The organism is Aquimarina sp. I32.4 (assembly GCF_002924285.1).
GTDB lineage: Bacteria > Bacteroidota > Bacteroidia > Flavobacteriales > Flavobacteriaceae > Aquimarina.
In genome coordinates, this window is record NZ_PGUB01000018.1 from 37,326 (window position 1) to 56,789 (window position 19,464).

At 30.7% G+C, this 19,464-nt stretch carries 14 protein-coding genes; 10 read left to right on the forward strand and 4 right to left on the reverse strand.

Annotated features, from left to right (window positions below; translation table 11 throughout):
• Positions 1-176 precede the first annotated feature (176 nt).
• Positions 177-863: an ABC transporter ATP-binding protein gene (locus CVD18_RS06075; RefSeq protein WP_103864556.1), complete on the forward strand. Its 687-nt coding sequence runs from the start codon at positions 177-179 to the stop codon at positions 861-863.
• Between the two features lie 230 nt (positions 864-1,093).
• Entirely contained in the window at positions 1,094-2,605 is a 1,512-nt protein-coding gene (locus CVD18_RS06080) for a sodium:solute symporter (RefSeq protein ID WP_103864557.1), read from the forward strand.
• Here CVD18_RS06080 and CVD18_RS06085 read toward each other — a convergent pair.
• On the reverse strand, positions 2,582-2,944 hold the full coding sequence (locus CVD18_RS06085; RefSeq protein ID WP_103864558.1) for a CoA-binding protein: 363 nt from the start codon (positions 2,942-2,944) through the stop codon (positions 2,582-2,584). The genes CVD18_RS06080 and CVD18_RS06085 overlap by 24 nt on opposite strands.
• 267 nt (positions 2,945-3,211) lie before the next feature.
• The gene (locus CVD18_RS06090) at positions 3,212-5,401 is read right to left on the reverse strand and encodes a response regulator (protein WP_103864559.1); all 2,190 of its coding nucleotides are present in this window, start codon (positions 5,399-5,401) and stop codon (positions 3,212-3,214) included.
• A gap of 436 nt (positions 5,402-5,837) precedes the next feature.
• Between CVD18_RS06090 and CVD18_RS06095 the strand changes: the two genes are divergently transcribed.
• Positions 5,838-8,207, forward strand: a complete 2,370-nt coding sequence (locus CVD18_RS06095; RefSeq protein ID WP_103864570.1) for a TonB-dependent receptor domain-containing protein — start codon at positions 5,838-5,840, stop codon at positions 8,205-8,207.
• Positions 8,208-8,483: 276 nt separating this feature from the next.
• Here the strand turns inward: CVD18_RS06095 and CVD18_RS06100 are convergent, their stop codons facing one another.
• Positions 8,484-9,491 (reverse strand): 3-oxoacyl-ACP synthase III family protein, encoded by a 1,008-nt coding sequence (locus tag CVD18_RS06100; RefSeq protein ID WP_103864560.1) that lies wholly within the window; start codon positions 9,489-9,491, stop codon positions 8,484-8,486.
• 785 nt (positions 9,492-10,276) lie between these two features.
• Here CVD18_RS06100 and htpG point away from each other — a divergent pair.
• The 7 genes from htpG to CVD18_RS06135 all read left to right on the forward strand — a co-directional run bounded on the left by htpG (position 10,277) and on the right by CVD18_RS06135 (position 18,062).
• Positions 10,277-12,163 (forward strand): molecular chaperone HtpG, encoded by a 1,887-nt coding sequence (gene htpG, locus CVD18_RS06105; protein ID WP_103864561.1) that lies wholly within the window; start codon positions 10,277-10,279, stop codon positions 12,161-12,163.
• A 135-nt stretch (positions 12,164-12,298) separates the two neighbouring features.
• Complete coding sequence (locus CVD18_RS23450) at positions 12,299-13,288, forward strand: response regulator transcription factor (protein WP_103864562.1); 990 nt, start codon at positions 12,299-12,301, stop codon at positions 13,286-13,288.
• A gap of 85 nt (positions 13,289-13,373) precedes the next feature.
• Positions 13,374-15,692 (forward strand): outer membrane beta-barrel family protein, encoded by a 2,319-nt coding sequence (locus tag CVD18_RS06115; RefSeq protein ID WP_103864563.1) that lies wholly within the window; start codon positions 13,374-13,376, stop codon positions 15,690-15,692.
• 130 nt (positions 15,693-15,822) lie between these two features.
• Positions 15,823-16,056 carry a thioredoxin family protein gene (locus CVD18_RS06120; protein ID WP_103864564.1) on the forward strand — a complete coding sequence of 78 codons (234 nt, stop codon included), beginning with the start codon at positions 15,823-15,825 and terminating at the stop codon, positions 16,054-16,056.
• Positions 16,057-16,116: 60 nt separating this feature from the next.
• On the forward strand, positions 16,117-16,380 hold the full coding sequence (locus tag CVD18_RS06125) for a DUF2024 family protein (protein ID WP_103864565.1): 264 nt from the start codon (positions 16,117-16,119) through the stop codon (positions 16,378-16,380).
• 256 nt (positions 16,381-16,636) lie between these two features.
• Positions 16,637-16,777: a helix-turn-helix domain-containing protein gene (locus tag CVD18_RS23105; protein WP_233194486.1), complete on the forward strand. Its 141-nt coding sequence runs from the start codon at positions 16,637-16,639 to the stop codon at positions 16,775-16,777.
• 424 nt (positions 16,778-17,201) lie between these two features.
• Entirely contained in the window at positions 17,202-18,062 is an 861-nt protein-coding gene (locus tag CVD18_RS06135; protein ID WP_103864566.1) for a DUF6503 family protein, read from the forward strand.
• Positions 18,063-18,158: 96 nt separating this feature from the next.
• Here the strand turns inward: CVD18_RS06135 and CVD18_RS06140 are convergent, their stop codons facing one another.
• Complete coding sequence (locus CVD18_RS06140; RefSeq protein WP_369858586.1) at positions 18,159-19,256, reverse strand: M12 family metallopeptidase; 1,098 nt, start codon at positions 19,254-19,256, stop codon at positions 18,159-18,161.
• Positions 19,257-19,464: the final 208 nt, after the last annotated feature.

Genomic DNA, 19,464 nt, shown 5'->3' on the forward strand with positions numbered 1-19,464 from the left:
AGTATTACTGGGAGACTATAAGAGGCTTGCTTTTTAACTTATTTTTAACCAAATTTCTCCCCTATACATACTGTTAAGCCGAATAAAAGAACTTTTTATCAGTATGGTGTAACATCTATTTGACTACTGCGTCATATAGTCTAAAATTGTATCTTACAATCTGTAAAAAAGACCATATGGGAAATGTTATAGAAATCAGAAGCATCATTAGAAATTTTCAACTAGGACAAGAAACAGTATATGTACTTAAAGGTATTGATCTTGATATCGCTCGTGGAGAATATTTGGCTATAATGGGACCCTCTGGTTCTGGAAAATCTACCTTAATGAATCTTCTAGGGTGCTTGGATACTCCTACATCTGGAACATACAATCTTAACAGTAATGATGTTAGTAAAATGACAGATAATGAACTAGCAGATATACGTAATAAAGAAATTGGTTTTGTTTTTCAAACATTTAACTTATTGCCTAGAACTACTGCTCTTGATAATGTAGCGTTACCTATGGTATATGCTGGTACTTCTAAAAAGGACAGAACAATAAGAGCCCAAGAAGTACTTACAGATGTTGGCCTTTCTGATCGAATGGATCACAAGCCAAATCAACTTTCAGGAGGACAACGACAACGAGTAGCTGTAGGTCGAGCATTAGTCAACAAACCTTCTATAATACTAGCTGATGAACCTACTGGAAATCTAGATTCAAAAACTTCTTTAGAAATTATGCAACTTTTTGATAAAATTCATGCTGCTGGTAATACTGTTATTCTGGTAACTCATGAGGAAGAGGTTGCCGAGCATGCCCATCGCGTTATTCGCTTACGAGATGGTATGATCGAGAGTGATGTACGAAATAGATAAAATAACTAATTATCTAATTTTATTGATAGTCTAAGGCTGATTAATACTTCTAGACAAAATAGTTATGATTGTAACAATGTTTAATACTATATCTGGTCTGATATAAGTTTTCTACCTATATCAAAATCTATTATTTTCCTTTCTTCAAACTACAAATAAGAACTGGTATTATAGTTTCATGGTTCCTTATAAAAATTGTATTTTGGTAATTCATTTTTTAAGCACAATTTATGAAACCATTACATATTCTGCTCCTTATTGCAGCTTATTTTGGGGTCCTTCTTCTCATTTCGTATTTCACAGGAAAAAACTCAGGCAATGATGCTTTTTTTAAAGCTAATCGACAATCTCCTTGGTATATTGTTGCTTTTGGAATGATTGGAGCTTCCCTAAGCGGTGTTACCTTTATCTCTGTTCCTGGATGGGTTGAGGCTTCACAATTCAGTTATATGCAAGTCGTTTTAGGATATGTTATCGGTTACATCGTAATAGGTACCGTATTACTTCCTCTTTATTATAAGCTTAACCTTACCTCTATTTATACGTATCTAGAGGAACGTTTTGGGCGTTATTCATATAAAACTGGTGCTTCTTTCTTTTTATTATCCAGAATAATAGGCGCAAGTTTCAGACTGTTTTTGGTGGCCAATGTATTGCAATCCATTTTATTTGATGCATTAGGAGTTCCTTTTTGGATCACCGTGATTATAACAATCTTATTAATTTGGTTATACACTTTTAAGTCTGGTATCAAAACTATTGTATGGACAGATACTTTACAGACTTTATTTATGTTGCTTGCTGTGGGGGTTGCTATATATTATGTCTCTGATGACCTGGGAATTCGTGAATCAGGTATCTTACAATATGTTACAGAGAGTGATTTTTCTAAAATGTTCTTTTTTGACGATGTAAAAAATGCTAATTATTTCTGGAAACAGTTTCTTTCTGGAGCATTCATTGCTATTGTTATGACAGGATTAGATCAAGATATGATGCAGAAAAACCTTACCTGTAGAAGCTTAAAAGATGCACAAAAAAACATGTTTTGGTTTACCATTGTACTTACTATTGTAAACTTTGTTTTTCTTAGCCTTGGACTATTACTTACTCAATATGCTTCTCAATATGGGATTGATGCGCACAAAGACGATCTTTTTCCTGTAATTGCCACACAAAGCGAGCTAGGTTTTGGAATTGCCATCTTTTTTGTCCTTGGTCTTATTGCAGCAGCTTATAGTAGTGCCGATAGCGCATTGACCTCATTGACAACTTCATTTAGCATCGATATTCTTAATATAGAAAAGAACTATAGGGTATCTGATCAGGTAAAAATCAGAAAGGTAACCCATATCCTATTCTCTATAGTATTGATTCTTGTAATATTGATTTTTAAATATATAATTCAAGATGAAAGTGTTATCAAAAAACTATTCAAGTTTGCAGGATTTACCTATGGCCCTTTATTAGGTTTATATGCTTTTGGGCTTTTTACCAAACTAAAAATCAAAGATAAACTCGTTCCTATCGTTTGTGTTGTTTCTGTAATTATTTCAATAATAATAAACCTTATGTCACAATTGTATGTCTATTTTTCTACAGAAAACACTTGGAAAGCTTCTGAAAAAATTGCTAGTGAGTTATACTATCAAGTAGGTTTTGAGATACTTATTATTAACGGAAGTCTTACGTTCTTGGGATTGTTATTTTTATCCTTTTTAGTACTGGTTCGTAGAAAGTAATACTAATGTACAAGCAATCTCAACCTCTATCTTTGCCTCTTTAAGTTTTTTGTAAAACTCAGGATTTTCTGTTCCTGGATTAAAAATAACTCTTCTTGGGTTTAATCTTATAATTGCATCATAGTATACCTGTTGCCTCTGGGGGTTCAGATACAAAGTTACAGTATCTATATCCTCTATATTTTCTAGGCTAGTTTCTATATGTACCCCAGCAACAACTCCTTTTCTTAGTCCTACTGCAGCAACATTGTGGTGATAACTTGTGAGCTTATGAATAGCTATATTAGAATATCTGTTTGTTTTTAAGGAAGCTCCTAAAACTAGTGTTTTTATACTCATACGTATTATTTGAATTCAAAAATAAACCTGATTAATTTATTAAGTAAATATAAAAAAGTTAAAAATATCTCGAAAAATGTTAAAAACAGAGAAAGTTTGTAACACAAAAAGTGGTAACACGTCTTACTTATAGAAAGAGATTATTTTTCATAAATTTAGTTAGTTAGTTAGTTAGTTAGTTATAATAATCAGATTTTATTCATAGTTGATGGTTAGTGGTACTATCTGATTATTATAAGAAAACCGCCTCTCAAACAGAGGCGGTTTTTATATAAATTTATATAATTCTAAATAAAAATGATCTAACTGAAATGGTTTTGAAATTACACCATTCATTCCCGAGGAAGTTATTTTTTCATTATTTTCATTAGGGTCAATTGCTGTAAGAGCAATTATAGGTACTCTCTTATTAAAATTTCTTATTTTTTTTGTTGCTTCATAACCATTCATCTTTGGCATATGAATATCCATTAAAATAATATCAAAGTCTCGTTTTTCTACTATATCAATAGCATCAAATCCATTGTCGATTACAATTACATTTGCTTTTTTGGCTTCTAGAATTCGCCTAGTAATCATCTGGTTGATATCATTATCATCCACTACTAAAATGGTTTTATTCTTTAAATCAGTATACATTCCGTCAATCTCTTTGGTTTGTACATACTCACTCCTTTCTTCATATTCTAGAGATAAAGAGAAAGAAAAATCAGCTCCTTCGTTTGGTTTACTTTTTACAACTACTTTACTTCCCATAGCTTGCAGTAAACGTTTTACAATAGCCAATCCTAGACCTGCTCCTTCATAATTACGATTGAGCTGTATTGATTCTTGATAAAAATCTTCAAAAATATGAGACTGCATCTGTTTAGAGATACCAACACCATCATCTTTTACACTTATATGTAAAATAACATATCCGTTTTCTTTTGATTCACAATCTGTGCATTTTACACTAAGCCAAACATTTCCATTCAACGTAAATTTCAAGGCATTGCTTACCAGATTTATTATTATCTGTGAAATTTTTACTGAGTCTCCCTTTAATTTTCTTGGGACTCTATGGTCTATTTCTATATGTACTTGATTATTATTTTCTTTTTGCAGGTACTCTAGCGTTTTCTGTATCCCTTCTATTACCTCTTCTATATTAAACTCTATAACATTAAGTTCAATAACATTTGCATCATATTTATTAATTTGAAGTATGTTATTTATCAAAGAAAATAAATGTTCCCCAGATGATTTTAAAGCACTAAGGTAACCTACTTGTTCTTCTTTTGGGTTTTCATTAATTAAAACATCTGTAATACCAGTAACTGCATATAATGGAGTTCGCAATTCATGACTTATCGTCGAAAAAAAGTTATTCTTTAATTGTGATGCGTATTCTGTTTTTTCTTTGGTATCCAGAAGTTCTTTATTTTTTGTTTGCAAACTAGTATTCAATCGTAATCGTTTTTTATTGGATCGATATAACAGAACTACTACACTAATTGTAATAGCAAATAGAGTAAGTAATGCTAAAGTGAATAATTTTATTTTTTTAAGCGATTCTTGCTGACTTTTATTTAATTCTGTGGTAAGAACCAAACTACTCTCTTTTTCAAACAAATCTCGTTCTAGTTTATTTTGTTCTTTTAATAAGCTTTGTTGGTTTTCAAAGTTTTTTTCCAAATATGTAATCTGGTTTGTCATGGCACCTATTGCATTCTTAGGCTGGTTCAATGAATCATATAAAACTGTTCGGTGTTTTTCTATCTTGATTAATTCTTTATACACTTTATGTTTTAAAGCAATTGCTTCTGCTTCTCTCAAACTTTCTAGTGCATTTTCATATTCTTTTTTATCAGAATAAATAGTTGCTAATAAGATATAGGAATTAATGATTATATCTGGCTGTTGCTCTGTATTAGGCTGATACAGTCTTATTGTTTCTTGCAAGTAAAAGAAAGCTTCTGCAAAATCCTCGATAGAACACTTAATCAGCGCTATATTATAAGTTGGCCATAATGCTTTATACTCATCGGTAAGCTTCAAGGCTAAATCTCTGGATTTAAAAAAATTCTTTTCTGCTTCTTTATATTCTTCCTTTGCATAATATAGCTCAGCTACATTATTGTAATGATAAATTAGATATGATTGATGCCCTGCTTGCAATAATGCTTCTTTTGATAAGAGATAATTCTTTTCTGCTTTTTCAAAATCACCAATAGCAAAAAAAATATTTCCAATACAATTATAAGCCTCTCCTACAATAGAATCACTAGCATTTTTTTTACCATATTCAAGCGCAAAAATAAGTTGTTTATATGCCTTGGTATATTCTCCTTTATTAGAAATAATAAAGGATTCAGAGATTAATTTATTAATACTATCCTTACTTATTTTCTGTGATTGAGCATTACAAATTAGACTACTTATAATACACCCAATAACACATATCGCCCTTTTCATAACTCAATTTTTAGCTAATTATAGATTTAGCAATTCACAAAAATTTCCTTCAAAATAATAACTGCGACACACCTAAACTAAACTACGTTTTTAAGAGCAACACAATCTATCATGTCTTTGATTTGTTTAATCCATAAAATCAATTACGCTACTAAAAATAACAAATTAACTTGTATTTTTCACACATAAGACTATTAAAAAAAACATCTCAGTAAAATACTATCAATTAATTCTTTACAATAAAAAAAACATTAATCAATCAATCTTAAAAGTAAAAATTAGTGTAAAAAGTAAAAACTAGATGTAACAAATTTTATCATTCATCGTCTTACTCTTATACACAAGTAATCACTGTGTAATTTTATGAAATACCATGACTATGTATTATGCAATACATAGTACAATTCATAACATACATCAACTAAAAAACGAACATATGAAATCAATCAATCAAAAAATTATTTTATTTCTTTTTTCTTTTTGCTGTCTCTTATCTACAGCACAACCCAACAATGAGACTATTACTGGTACCATTCAAGGAACTGTCATTGATAAAAACTTACAACAACCTATTCCTTATGCAACAGTTGCCATACACAATGGCACGGGTAAAATTATTAGTGGAGGTATCAGTACAGAGGATGGAAATTTTATAATCCCTGATGTTCCCAAAGGGCATTATACTATAAAAATACAATTCATAGGTTATAAAACATATTCTCAACCTATAGAAATTTCTAAACAAAATAAAGACCTTAATCTAGGTACAATATCTCTAGAAGAAGAAGCTGAAGCTTTGGATGATGTAATGATAGTAGCAGAGCGAACAACCATAGAGCAAAAAATTGATCGTAAAGTAATCAATATTGGAAAAGATCTAACAACAACAGGAGGAACTGCATCTGAAATCATGAACAATATTCCTTCTGTAAATGTAGATCAGGATGGTAATATTGCTTTGAGAGGAAATCAAAATGTACGTATTCTTATTGATGGTAAACCCACAAATATTGATGCTACACAATTATTAAAACAAATACCATCTACATCTATAAAAAAGATAGAATTAATTACCAATCCGTCTGCCAAATATAATCCCGAAGGAATGAGTGGTATCATCAATATTATTCTACACAAGAATAGCACTATTGGATTCAATGGTACTATCAACCTTGGACTTAATTTTGACAAAAATGCTAGATTCAACAGCTCTGTTGATTTAAACTACAAAACTGGGAGATTTAATTTTTATGGTAATTATGGTAACAATATCAATAAAAACCGAAATGGTGGTTTTGTAAATAGAACAGATGAAAATTATAGAACTGATTTTATTTTTTTAGATAATAATAAATCTCATCTGTTTAAAGTAGGTCTAGATTATTTTATAAATGATCACAATACAATATCGGTGTATACAAATCAAAATTTGTTTGATGGGTTGACTACTGGTAAAACAGATATCACTTTTGCAGAGAATGATCCAAATAATGTAACACAAAACTTAGTAAGTAATAGCGATAACCTAGGTTCTACTTATAATTTTGACTACAAACATGATTTCAAAAAAGAAGGCCATAATATAGAGTTAGAAATTGATTATAATGTATTTGAAAACGACAAAGATGATGGTTTTGGTTTTATAGGTAATACCAGTTTATTACCAAACTACAACGATCTAATCAATAACGATAGAAAAAATACAACAGTAAACTTGGATTATATCAATCCTTTATCAGAAACCACCAAACTAGAGTTAGGGTATGAAATTCGATTAAGAAGAACAGATAATGAATATCAATCAACTCTTTTTCAAAACTCGACATATAGCTACGATAGAAACATACATTCTTTTTATGCTACCTATGGTCAGAAATTTGAAAAATGGGGATATCAATTCGGTGCACGAATAGAAAACTATGAGGTTGAAGCTATTTTTAATGGAGAAAAAATATTTGAAGATGATATTTTTACTGTATATCCATCTGGATACCTGAGTTATACTCCTGGTGAAAAAAATAGTTACCAGTTGAGTTACAGCAGAAGAATAGATCGTCCTGGACTGAATCAAATAAATCCTATTAGAGAATGGAGTACTCCTAGAATTATCTCATTAGGAAAACCATCATTGAATCCTCAGTTTACGAACTCTATTGAAGCAAATTATACACGAAAATTAGGAAAAGGGTCTATAACTAGCGGTATCTTTTATAGAATAATTAATGATGAAATTAGCCAAGTACTTATAGAAAATCCAGATGTTGAAGAAGGGCAAATATTAACTTTTGATAATTTTAAAAATAACTCTTCGTATGGTCTAGAAGTATCAGCAAATTACAAAACAACCAATTGGTGGAGTGTAAATGCTAGTTTTGATCTCTATGCACAAACTCAAAAGGGAGTGGTAGAAAATACGAATAAAGAGGTTGATGCTTTTATTTATAATTTTAGAGTTAATAATAGTTTTAAAGCAACCAAAAATTTAACCTTTCAGGTATTTGGTTTCTATCGTGGAGAACAAGAAGGAATTTTATTCAAAACAAAACCATTTTATTTTATCAATACTGGTGCCAGATATAGCTTTATGAAAGGCAAAGGAACAGCTAGTATTAATTTTAATGATGTTTTCAATACAATGCGCTTTAGGTTTAATAGTGATAGTCCATACCCTCAAAACGGACAATTCAAGGGAGAAACACAAACTATTTTCTTAGGATTATCATATCGATTTGGAAGTGGAAAAAATAGACAGGTATCTCGAAAAAGAAGAGATAATAATGAAAAATCAGGTGGAGGTCTTTTGTAAATAACACATTACTAAACAAGGTGTTAATAATTCAACAAAACCACCTTTTAATTGTTAATTTTAATATAGAATTATCAAAAAACCCATTAAAGTTAAATAATTCTAAAAAAATGATCAAATCTGTAACACTTTAGAATTTCCGGCGTTTAATATAGTATAGTCATTGGTTATGATTTATTTGAATTAGCCTTTAAAAAATTAATAACCGAGTTATTAGATAAAAAAACGCGAAGCTTGATTGCTTCGCGTTTTTGATTTTTTATAGACACGACAATATCACCATTTTATAATAGCACTACCCCAAGTGAAACCACTTCCGAAAGCTGCTAGCACTACCAAATTACCTTCTTTGATTTTACCTTCTTCCCAAGCTTCTGTAAGTGCAATAGGAATAGAAGCTGCTGTAGTATTACCATATTTCTGTATATTATTAAAAACTTGATCGTCTGATAATTTAAATTGCTTTTGTACAAACTGAGATATTCTCAGGTTTGCCTGATGAGGAATCAGCATGTTTATATCTTCTGCTGTCAAGTTATTAGCTTGTAAACCTTCATTAATTACCTCAGAAAAACGTACTACAGCATTTTTAAAAACAAATTGACCATTCATATATGGATAATAAGGTATATTCTCCTGTGGATTTTCTGCAATAATCTCTGGCACCCAATGTGCTGTACTAGGCCCTTCTAATGATAATTCTTTTGCATGTGCTCCTTCACTATGCAAATGAGTAGACAACACACCAAACCCCTCTCTCTCACTTCTTGTCATTACAGCTGCCCCTGCTCCATCACCAAAAATTACAGAAACTCCTCTTCCACGAGTGGTCATATCCAAGCCTCCACTATGATTTTCACTACCGATTACTAAAACATTTTTATACATTCCTGTTTTTATAAATTGGTCTGCAACAGATATTGCATATACAAAACCACTACATTGATTACGTATATCCAATGCAGGAATAGTTCTCATATTCATCATCTCTTGAACCTGAACTCCACCTCCAGGAAAATACATATCTGGACTTAAGGTTGCAAAAATGATCAAATCAATATCATCTGTGGCAAGATTAGCTCTTTCTAAAGCTATTTTGGCAGCTTTTACCCCCATTACAGAAGTACTATTGCCATCACCATTTTTGATATGTCGTCTTTGTTGTATACCAGTGCGTTCTTGAATCCATTCATCATTGGTATCCATCTTTTTAGAAAGATCATCATTGGTAACAATATTTTCTGGGACATAATATCCCAATCCCGATATTCTTGAAGTATACATAGAGTTAATTTGTATCTGTTGTGTATTATACTATTATTTGGTAACTAAAAAATTGATACCAATATATGTATTCTTAACATTTTGATAAAAGAAACCATGACTATATTATATGCACGCATAACAAACACACTGATACTTAATGACTTTATTCAAATACAAAATTATACTTTTCTATTTTTATGTCATAACTGCAGAAAAGGTGTAAAAACGAGAAAGATGCACCAACCACAGTGCATCTTTCTTACAACCTAACCAATAAATAAACAAACCTAACCAGCCATACGACTGATTATGGTATTTTTAATCCTTCAATTACTATACTATAATAGCAGATTAGGATATATAAATAACTAAATGAATAGACTTAATCATTTTTTTACATTTTTATAATAGTACTTAAAATCCTGACGGCGACAGAAAAAATCCATCACCTCATCAGGATTCTTATTATTTACAATCTATAGAGGGTAATATTTCTCATAGCAAAGTTTTTCCCGTTTTATACGCCTTCATGTATCTTATCAACAATAAAACACATAAAACACTGATTGCAAATAACTCATAATGACCATTCTCTTGTTTAAGTACAATTTTTATATCACACTACAACGTATCGTACTTGAAAAAAATAAATCATTTGGCAACTTAGTCTGAGAAGAAAACAAATAATTACAACTCTTATAAAAAAAATATCTTAATGCCAGTTTGGCAGATACACCGTATTGGTATTTTTTTTGAGTAGAACATCATCACAAAGATGATAATCAAATTAAAAAAGTATAAAAATGGCAACAGGAAATATTAATGTATCAGTAGAGAATATTTTTCCTTTAATTAAAAAATTCTTGTATTCTGATCACGAGATTTTTTTACGTGAACTTATTTCGAATGCAACAGATGCAACTCTAAAGCTAAAACATTTAGCTAATATTGGTGAAGCCAAAATAGAATATGGCAATCCAGTTATTGAAGTAAAAATAGATAAAGACAAAAAGCAATTGCATATTATTGATCAGGGACTCGGTATGACTACAGAGGAAGTTGAAAAATATATCAATGAAGTTGCTTTTTCTGGTGCCGAAGAATTTCTTGAAAAATATAAAGACAGTGCCAAAGATTCTGGAATCATTGGACATTTTGGTCTTGGATTCTACTCTGCATTTATGGTAGCTAGTAAAGTAGAAATTATTACTAAGTCTTATAAAGATGAGCCCGCAGCGCATTGGGTTTGTGATGGGTCACCAACATATAGTCTAGAGACTCATGATAAAACAGAAAGAGGTACCGAAATTATTTTACACATAGGTGAAGATGACACAGAATTTCTGGAAGAAGCTAGAATAAGTGAGTTATTGGTAAAATACAACAAGTTTATGCCAGTATCAATCAAATTTGGTACTAAAACTGAAACTTTACCAAAACCAGAAGATGCAAAAGAAGAAGACCCTGCTCCTACTCAAGAAGTAGATAACATCATTAATAATCCTAATCCTGCTTGGACAAAACAACCTGCCGATCTTAAAGATGAAAATTATAAAAGCTTCTATCGTGAGTTGTACCCAATGCAATTTGAGGAGCCATTATTTAATATACACCTTAATGTAGACTATCCTTTTAACCTTACTGGAATTTTATATTTTCCAAAACTAGGGCAGGATATGAATATGCAAAAGGATAAAATTCAATTATACCAAAATCAAGTATTTGTTACAGATAATGTAGAAGGTATCGTACCAGAATTCCTTACAATGCTTCGTGGTGTAATTGACTCCCCAGATATTCCACTTAATGTATCTCGTTCTTACTTGCAGGCAGATGGTAATGTAAAAAAGATATCTAGTTATATTACTAAAAAAGTTGCTGATAAACTAAACTCTATGTTTAAAAACAGTAGAGAAGATTTTGAGCAAAAATGGAATGACATTAAAATTGTGATTGAGTATGGAATGCTTTCTGAAGATAAGTTTTTTGAAAAAGCTGACAAATTTGCTCTTTATCCAACAGTAGATGGTTCGTACTTTACTTTTGAAGAATTACAGGCAAAAATCAAAGATACTCAAACCGACAAAGACGATAAACTGGTAATCTTATATGCTTCTGATAAAGATGAGCAACATTCATATATCTCTGCTGCAAAAGAAAAAGGATACGAAGTATTATTACTAGACTCTCCTATTGTATCACATTTGATTCAAAAACTAGAAACTAGCAAAGAAAAAATTTCTTTTGCACGTGTAGATGGAGATCATATTGATAACCTCATCAAAAAAGATGAAGAAACTGTATCTAAATTATCTGACGAGGAAAAAGAAACCCTTAAAACGGATCTTGAGAAAATAATTCCTACAGATAAGTATACTGTACAGCTAGAAGCTATGGATAGTGATTCATCTCCATTTATGATCACTCAGCCAGAATTTATGCGCCGTATGAAAGAAATGCAACAGACCGGTGGCGGCGGAATGAACATGTTTGGTAATATGCCAGAAATGCACAATCTAATTGTAAATACAAACCATGAATTGATCGGTCAAATCAAAGACACCAAGACCGAAAAGAAGAAAGAACGTTTGATCAAACAATCACTAGATCTTGCTAGACTTTCTCAAAACCTATTAAAAGGAGAAGAATTAACAAACTTTATCAAACGTAGTTATGACATGATAAAGTAGTCATTAGAGACTGTTAATACTTATAAATATAAAACCGCTTCATTGTTACGATTGAAGCGGTTTTTTTGTATCACACTTTTGTTATGTAACTCAAAACTTTTACATTCGTACAGCTAGCTTCTATATTGTATTATAATGAAGAACATATATTATTTTTTTCTACTTGCATTCCTACTAGGCTCTAACCTATTTGGTCAAAATTGCGTTTCGGGATATGTTGATATTAAAAACCCCAAGAATTGGGAACGCCAAGTTTATCTAAGTCAGCTCCACCCCAAAGAAAATTCAAATACATTTTACGATACACAAATTGCATCATCACCCATTGCGGCAGATGGTTATTTTACTTTTGATCAAAACTTATTTACTACAAAAGAACATATTTATAAATTACATATTAAGCCTTTATCCCCAAAAGAAAAAGACACACTATCTAAAAAAGTAAAAAACTTTGAATTGTTTATTCTATCAAAAAATGATACTATACATTTTGATAAAAGCGAACAATTATTTACTAAACAGACTAGTAACAACAAAGCAAATCATGAATGGCAAAAACTAAAAAATTTTGAAGCACGATACGAAAATCTAACATCAGATTTTGATACCAAAAAATATCTTTTGGAAACAAAAGGCTATGTAAAAGATTCACTGCAAATCCTTTTGGTAAAACTCATTGGTATCAAAAGGTTAGACGACCAAGGTCTTTTAGAAAAAGATGCACAAGCAAATCCAACATATTATCTAAGTTTGATAAAAGAATTAAAATCAAGTGATCTTGACCCTTCTACCTATGTTTATCTAGAAAATAAACTACAAACAATCACTCAAAAAACCACCAACAAAAAATATACAATCAGTTTATGGGCTAATGCCTTTGCAATTTTTATTATCTGTATACTACTTCTGATCATTATAAAATTCTTAAGAAATCAGAAAAAACAGAAACCAATACCACTAAGTAAACAAGAAAAGGTTATAAAAAACCTTATTATATCGGGCAAAAGCAATAAAGAAATTGCGAATGAACTTTTTATAAGCTTAAGTACTGTAAAAACACATATATCAAACATTTACAGCAAACTAAATATTTCTAGCAGACAAGACTTATTACTCAAAAAATAGAAATCATACCAGTACTAGTACCTTATTCAGCTTGATATCACGGTAATTTCCACCTATTTCATTAGTTATTTGCTTCAAAAAAACAATGAAGCAAATCATATCTTTTATATTTTTATTCATCTCATATCTGGGATATACACAATCTGCTTATACAATATCGGGAACTGTTTTTAATCAAAATAATATTTCAATAGAAACTGGGGAAATTTATTTACTTGATAAAAATTCAACTCTCTTAAAACATACTGTAATCAAAAATGGGAAATTCAGCTTCGACAAACTACAATCAAATCAATATATAATACATATTACCTCTCTTGGTTATATTGATCAGTATAAAAAAATTAACATTAGCCAAAACAGTACTTTCATTTTCAATCTCAAAACAAGTTCAGTCAAACTAGATGAAGTAACTATTAAAACTCATAAGAGTTCTATAACAATGTCTAATGGTTCTATAAAAATCGATGTAGAAAACTCCATTTTTGAATCCCTACCATCAACAGTAGATATTTTATCAAAATTACCAGAGATTCAAATAAGTCCAGATCAGGAATCTATTACTATTATAGGAAAAGAAAATCCTTTACTCTATATAGATAATCAAAAAATAACTCTAGATCAACTCAAATCATTATCTGTAGAGGACATAAAAAGCATAGAATTAATACATACTCCTTCTGCAAAATATGAAGCAGAAGGAAGAAGTCTTATTCTAATAACGAGAAAACACGACCTCATAGATGGTTATAAAATTCAATTATCAGAAATAGCATCCTTCAAAAGAAAATTCAATAACTACTTGGCAATACATTCAAACTATACAAGAAACAAACTAGAGTTACGCACAAATTTCAATTATAACCAATTAGGTTTTTGGGAAGCTGCCGATTCAGATCTCAAAATTTTAAATCCCCCTATTACAACCCAATCTCAAGTAAATGCAATTGGTTTAAGACCTCAATTCATTATAGGAGGTGGAGTTTATTATCAAATACATAAAAATGACTATGTATCGGGACAAGTAAATATCAGAACTCATACCGACAGAATTCCTATAAATACAAATACTATATTCAAGCAAGGAACAACAGAAAACCATATCACCACTATTGGATTACATCGTGAAAAAAGAAATCACATTAATGCTAATTTTAATTTTAATAAAGAAATCACCAAAACATCTTCTCTTTTTTTTGGGCTTCAATACTCTAACTACATAAGGCATTATCCAAAAAGTCAAATTTTTAATGACACAAACGAATCAGGTTTTGAATTCTCTCAAAACAGAAATCAAAAATATGAAATCGAGGTATTCTCTGGTAGAATTGATATAGAAAAAGAAATAGGAGCTAATTCAAAAATTGAGATTGGTGGTACTTTCTCAGAAGCTAATGCATATGCCTATTCAAATTTTGAGTTTCCAAATCCTGCAAAAAACAGTCTTTCAGAATATGACTATCAAGAATCTATATATGGATCATATGCCCAACTATCGGGTCATATACATACATTCAAATATATAACAGGCGTAAGATCAGAAGCTACAATTGTTACAGGTAGTTTTAGAAATGATACTTATCCTGTAATAGACAGGAAACAACTACGTATTTTTCCAAAAATACAATTCAACATACCCATTGACAATACAAAAAACATCTCTTTAAATTATAATACAGCTATAAATAGACCTGGATATCTTAATGCAAGTTCTATTAGCACTTATATAAATCCTCATTCTGAATTTTCAAGAAATATAAACCTTAAATCTTCTATTATAGAAGATTTATCTGCTACATTTCAATCTAAAAAATATACTTGCGCTTTTAATTACTCCCATAAAAAAAATCCTATTTTCTATGATGTAACTTATGATACAATAAATAATAGAGTTATATCCTCTCCACAAAATTTTGAAGAGGAATCAGGATATCAAATGAAAATAAGCAATACTGCCACATATAAGTTTTGGCATACTACGAATTCCTTATCACTCATTTATAATAAGATCAAAACTCCAAACACTAGTATTCATGACTCCAAACCTTATCTATATTATTATTCTAATAATGATTTTAAGCTCATGCCAAAAACAACTTTATCTCTTAATTTCTGGGGACTTACACGACAATATCAAGGAGTTTTTGAAAAAAACCCCATGTTTATATTAAATCTATCTTTTTCAAAGACATTCTTCGATACTCTAAAATTTACTATAAATGCTAATGATATTTTCAGAAATATGGATTACAAAAACAAGTATACCTCTAATCAAATTACAATTCAAGATAGCTTTTATATAAATAGAAAAGAAATTGCATTTACTATTAAGTACTCCTTTGATAAGGGCAAAAAATCTTCTTTTAAAAACAAGGACATTGATGATAACCTGAATAGAATGTAATTCATAAAAATCGATACAATTATTATTTTTTATACTACTATAGTTTTAAAATATGACAAAATATTTATTTAGTTAGGAGCCCTAACTATATTTACAATGCAATATCGCATTAACATAAATTTTTATACAAATGAGTAAATCTATTTTTTATCACGCAGGCTGTCCAGTATGTATCAGCGTAGAACATGACATCGTTAATCTTGTAGGGTCTAGTAATGTTGATATCATTCATTTAGGAGAAGATCCTTCACAAATACAAGCAGCAGAAAAACATGGAGTAAAATCAGTACCTGCACTCCTAACTCCAAATGGAAACGTATTACACTTGAACTTTGGTGCTTCTATAGATGACGTAAAGGGATAATTACTCACCAAAAATGAGTCAGCAAAAAACGGTTAACTCATTTTTTTAACTATCAAAAAAATGGAATTAGCAGTTTGGGACACATACCTACAACGTGATAATGGAACAATAATGCATTTTGATATTCTTGCTCCAGAACACATAACAGATAAAAATATCATTCATCAGTTTGGAGAAGATTATTTGAAATCCAAGTATTTTACTACAAAAGGTATTTCTTTAAGTAAATGTAGATTTTGTCATATAACACGTGGATCTACAGAAATGATCCAAGACATCGAAAACAAAGGATATTCAATAATAGAAATGGAAAATTGTAAATAATCAAATGATGAATAATTAGGTTCAATAACTTTACTAATGAGAAAACATGGTTTTCTCATTAGCTACATATATGGGTGACAGTATTTTTAACATGCCATTCCAGCATAAGGATATCAATTGCAAAATTGTAATTGTCCTAAAACGCGTTTCTGAAGTTTTTAAAACTTTATTATGGGAACATGCCAAAAAACAGCCTAAGTCTATATAAATACAGATTATGATTTTTTGTGCCTATCACAAAGAAAATCTATGTACAGTGAGTTATTTAGCAAAAGAATTTAATATTACCAAACCTACTATAAGTGATGCTGTCAAGGTTCTGGAAAAAAAAGAAATGATATTCAAAGATAACACCTCATCAGATCATAGAAGTTACTATATAAGCTTACCTTCTTAAGGTAATAAAGAGTGTTATTCAAACAGAGAATTTTGCAAACCTAATCAAAGAGCAACTTATAAATTTTACGATCAAAGAACAAGAATCGTTAGTACACACCATAAACACCTTGATCTATCAGCTCTATAGAGCTGGTATTATATAAGTGCAAAGAACTTGTTATGTTTGTAAATTCTACAAAAGAAGCAAAAACAATCATTATTGTAATTATATACAAACAGACCTTAAAGACATTGACATCAGGTTAGGCTGCCCTGAATTTGAGGAAAAATAATAGTCTTATAAAAAATATTGTTTAGTGATCATATCTTAAATTTCACTTTTTATTTGCTTAACTATACTTCTGTTACAGTTTTCCCAAAAATTGTTTTCCGAATACTGCTTTTAGTAATTTTACTCTCAATATAACACAAATGTAATACTCATGAAAAATTTATGGATTTTGATCCTATCAATCACTATTTTAAGCTGTAACAAAAACAAAAAAGAAGAAAATAAAAGTGTTGATCATAATGCAAATGACAAAACCGAAACAATTCCTGTAGAATCAGATGGAGGAATTGGTGATGGTGCATTATCAATTATTGATCATCACTTAAAAAGCATCGAACAAGCACACCAAAAAGATAATTTCCTAAAACATAAAGCTGTGCGCTTTTCTATTGATATCTTTTTTGGAGGCAAACAACATCTTACTGGTGATATCACAATGCTCACCAATGCTACAAAAATAAAAATTGACAAAAAAGATGGTAGTCAATTACTGTACACCAAAGAAAAAGTCTTTTTATCACCTAAAGAGGCTGTAGACAAGCAATCTCGTTTTGATATGTTCACATGGACCTATTTTTTAGGGCTTCCTTATAAATTAAATGATCCAGGAACTCAATGGGAGCTTGAAAAAATGCGTCCTTTAAAAGGAGTTGAGCTTCAAACTGCTCGACTTACCTTTGATAAAGGTATTGGTGATTCTTCTGATGATTGGTATGTTATTTATTCTGACCCAAAAGATCATCTTCTCAAAGCTGCAGCTTATATTGTTACTTATGGTAGTGATGGAGATATTTCTAAAGCCCAAGAGGATCCACATGCAATATATTATAAAGATTTTAAAACAATAGATGATATCCCGTTTGCTACCAAGTGGGAGTTTTACACTTGGAGAGAAGATAAAGGGGGAATAACCGATAAATTAGGAGAAGCCTCAATCACCAATATAACTTTTTTAGATGAAGAAGGTTCTTTATTTGATATCCCCGAAAATGCTAAAGAAATAAAACAGTAATACCAGTTATAACTATAAAATCCCTCCATATATCTACTGGAGGGATTTTACCATTAACACTTTGTTATACAAATAATAACAAATTAAAATACCATATTAATTCTGCACAATATCATTGAGGTCAAATACATGCTGATTTGGAGCAGATTTTGAACTACCACATGGACTAATACGCCTCCAGCTTCTAGAAGTTCTTTCGTATAAATCCCCTCTATATGTCACACGGTTACCAGTACGGTAAGTTTGAGAAGAAGAATAAGGGGCTACACCATCACAGATATCATTACCTCCACCTCCATCACTAGGGTACATAATTTTTATTCCTGCAATATCTCCAGAAGAAAGCCCATTTCTTTGTGCATTGTAGGTAGATCCATTTTTTCTTACAATAGTAGGTTGATTGTTTGCAGAAAAAGCATAAGAACCATATAGCATGATTGAGTTAAAATCTAATGCATTTGTATATTCTGCACCATCAGCTCCTTGTTGGGTATACGTTTGAAAATTAAATGATCTTCCTGATTGTATATTCTGAAAATTGATAGTTATATATTGATCTCTATCTTTTCTACTTTGCTCATTCCATAAACCTACGGCATGACCAATTTCATGAATAGTACTACCTGTAGAACATCCATTAGCCAGATTAATAGTTTGTCTACCTCCTGTACGACCTACAGAAGAAGAACATCCACTACCAACTTGAAAATAAATGTAAGCAGATTGATTCGTTCTTCTTACAAATTTAAGACTGGTATTTGCTTCCCAATGTGCAATTGCATCAGTAACTCTAGCTTGATTAGGCAAACTACTCTGTATCGTATAATACACTGTATTATTTGGCCAACGCCTTCCTGTGCGTCCTACACTCTTACTCTCATTAAGAATAGGGTCATTTTTTGCAATAATAATATCACCATCTATAACATACTCATTATCGAATTCCTGAGCAATTACAGATTCTCCGTTGAGATTAATAGTGACTATTTTTCCTGTTTGTTCAGGGTATGCTTCCTCTGCAAAAAGCCTTTTTTCTACTACCGTTTGATTTTCGAGTTGATCTTGAGGGTTTTCTAACTGATCATTTTCGCAAGAAAAGAAAGTAGTGCATGTAATAACTAAGCATATGGCGTGCCGATAGGCTAGCGCTATATGATCTGTTGACTGATCTGGGATTTGGTGATAAGGGGGAATTCGAGAGGTTTGCTATACCCTTAACAAGAAAGAAAATCGTTAGGATGTCACTTTAGCATTTTTTTATGGTAGCAGATTACCTCAAAAAACGATATTTCAAAGTAGTTTTCATGCTTTTTATGAGGATTTGGTTGGTTTTTGGTCTTTTTCCTTCATTTTGGGCAATGGTATAGTAGGGTTCTTTTTAGAACCTGTTTTAAGTATTGTA

Coding starts and splice junctions, on each gene's coding strand:
- CVD18_RS06135 (WP_103864566.1), top strand. CDS start 17,202: ATGAAAAATTTATGGATTTTGATCCTATCAATCACTATTTTAAGCTGT.
- CVD18_RS06115 (WP_103864563.1), top strand. CDS start 13,374: ATGAAGCAAATCATATCTTTTATATTTTTATTCATCTCATATCTGGGA.
- CVD18_RS06120 (WP_103864564.1), top strand. CDS start 15,823: ATGAGTAAATCTATTTTTTATCACGCAGGCTGTCCAGTATGTATCAGC.
- htpG (WP_103864561.1), top strand. CDS start 10,277: ATGGCAACAGGAAATATTAATGTATCAGTAGAGAATATTTTTCCTTTA.
- CVD18_RS06095 (WP_103864570.1), top strand. CDS start 5,838: ATGAAATCAATCAATCAAAAAATTATTTTATTTCTTTTTTCTTTTTGC.
- CVD18_RS06080 (WP_103864557.1), top strand. CDS start 1,094: ATGAAACCATTACATATTCTGCTCCTTATTGCAGCTTATTTTGGGGTC.
- CVD18_RS06085 (WP_103864558.1), bottom strand. CDS start 2,944: ATGAGTATAAAAACACTAGTTTTAGGAGCTTCCTTAAAAACAAACAGA.
- CVD18_RS06090 (WP_103864559.1), bottom strand. CDS start 5,401: ATGAAAAGGGCGATATGTGTTATTGGGTGTATTATAAGTAGTCTAATT.
- CVD18_RS06075 (WP_103864556.1), top strand. CDS start 177: ATGGGAAATGTTATAGAAATCAGAAGCATCATTAGAAATTTTCAACTA.
- CVD18_RS06125 (WP_103864565.1), top strand. CDS start 16,117: ATGGAATTAGCAGTTTGGGACACATACCTACAACGTGATAATGGAACA.
- CVD18_RS06100 (WP_103864560.1), bottom strand. CDS start 9,491: ATGTATACTTCAAGAATATCGGGATTGGGATATTATGTCCCAGAAAAT.
- CVD18_RS23450 (WP_103864562.1), top strand. CDS start 12,299: ATGAAGAACATATATTATTTTTTTCTACTTGCATTCCTACTAGGCTCT.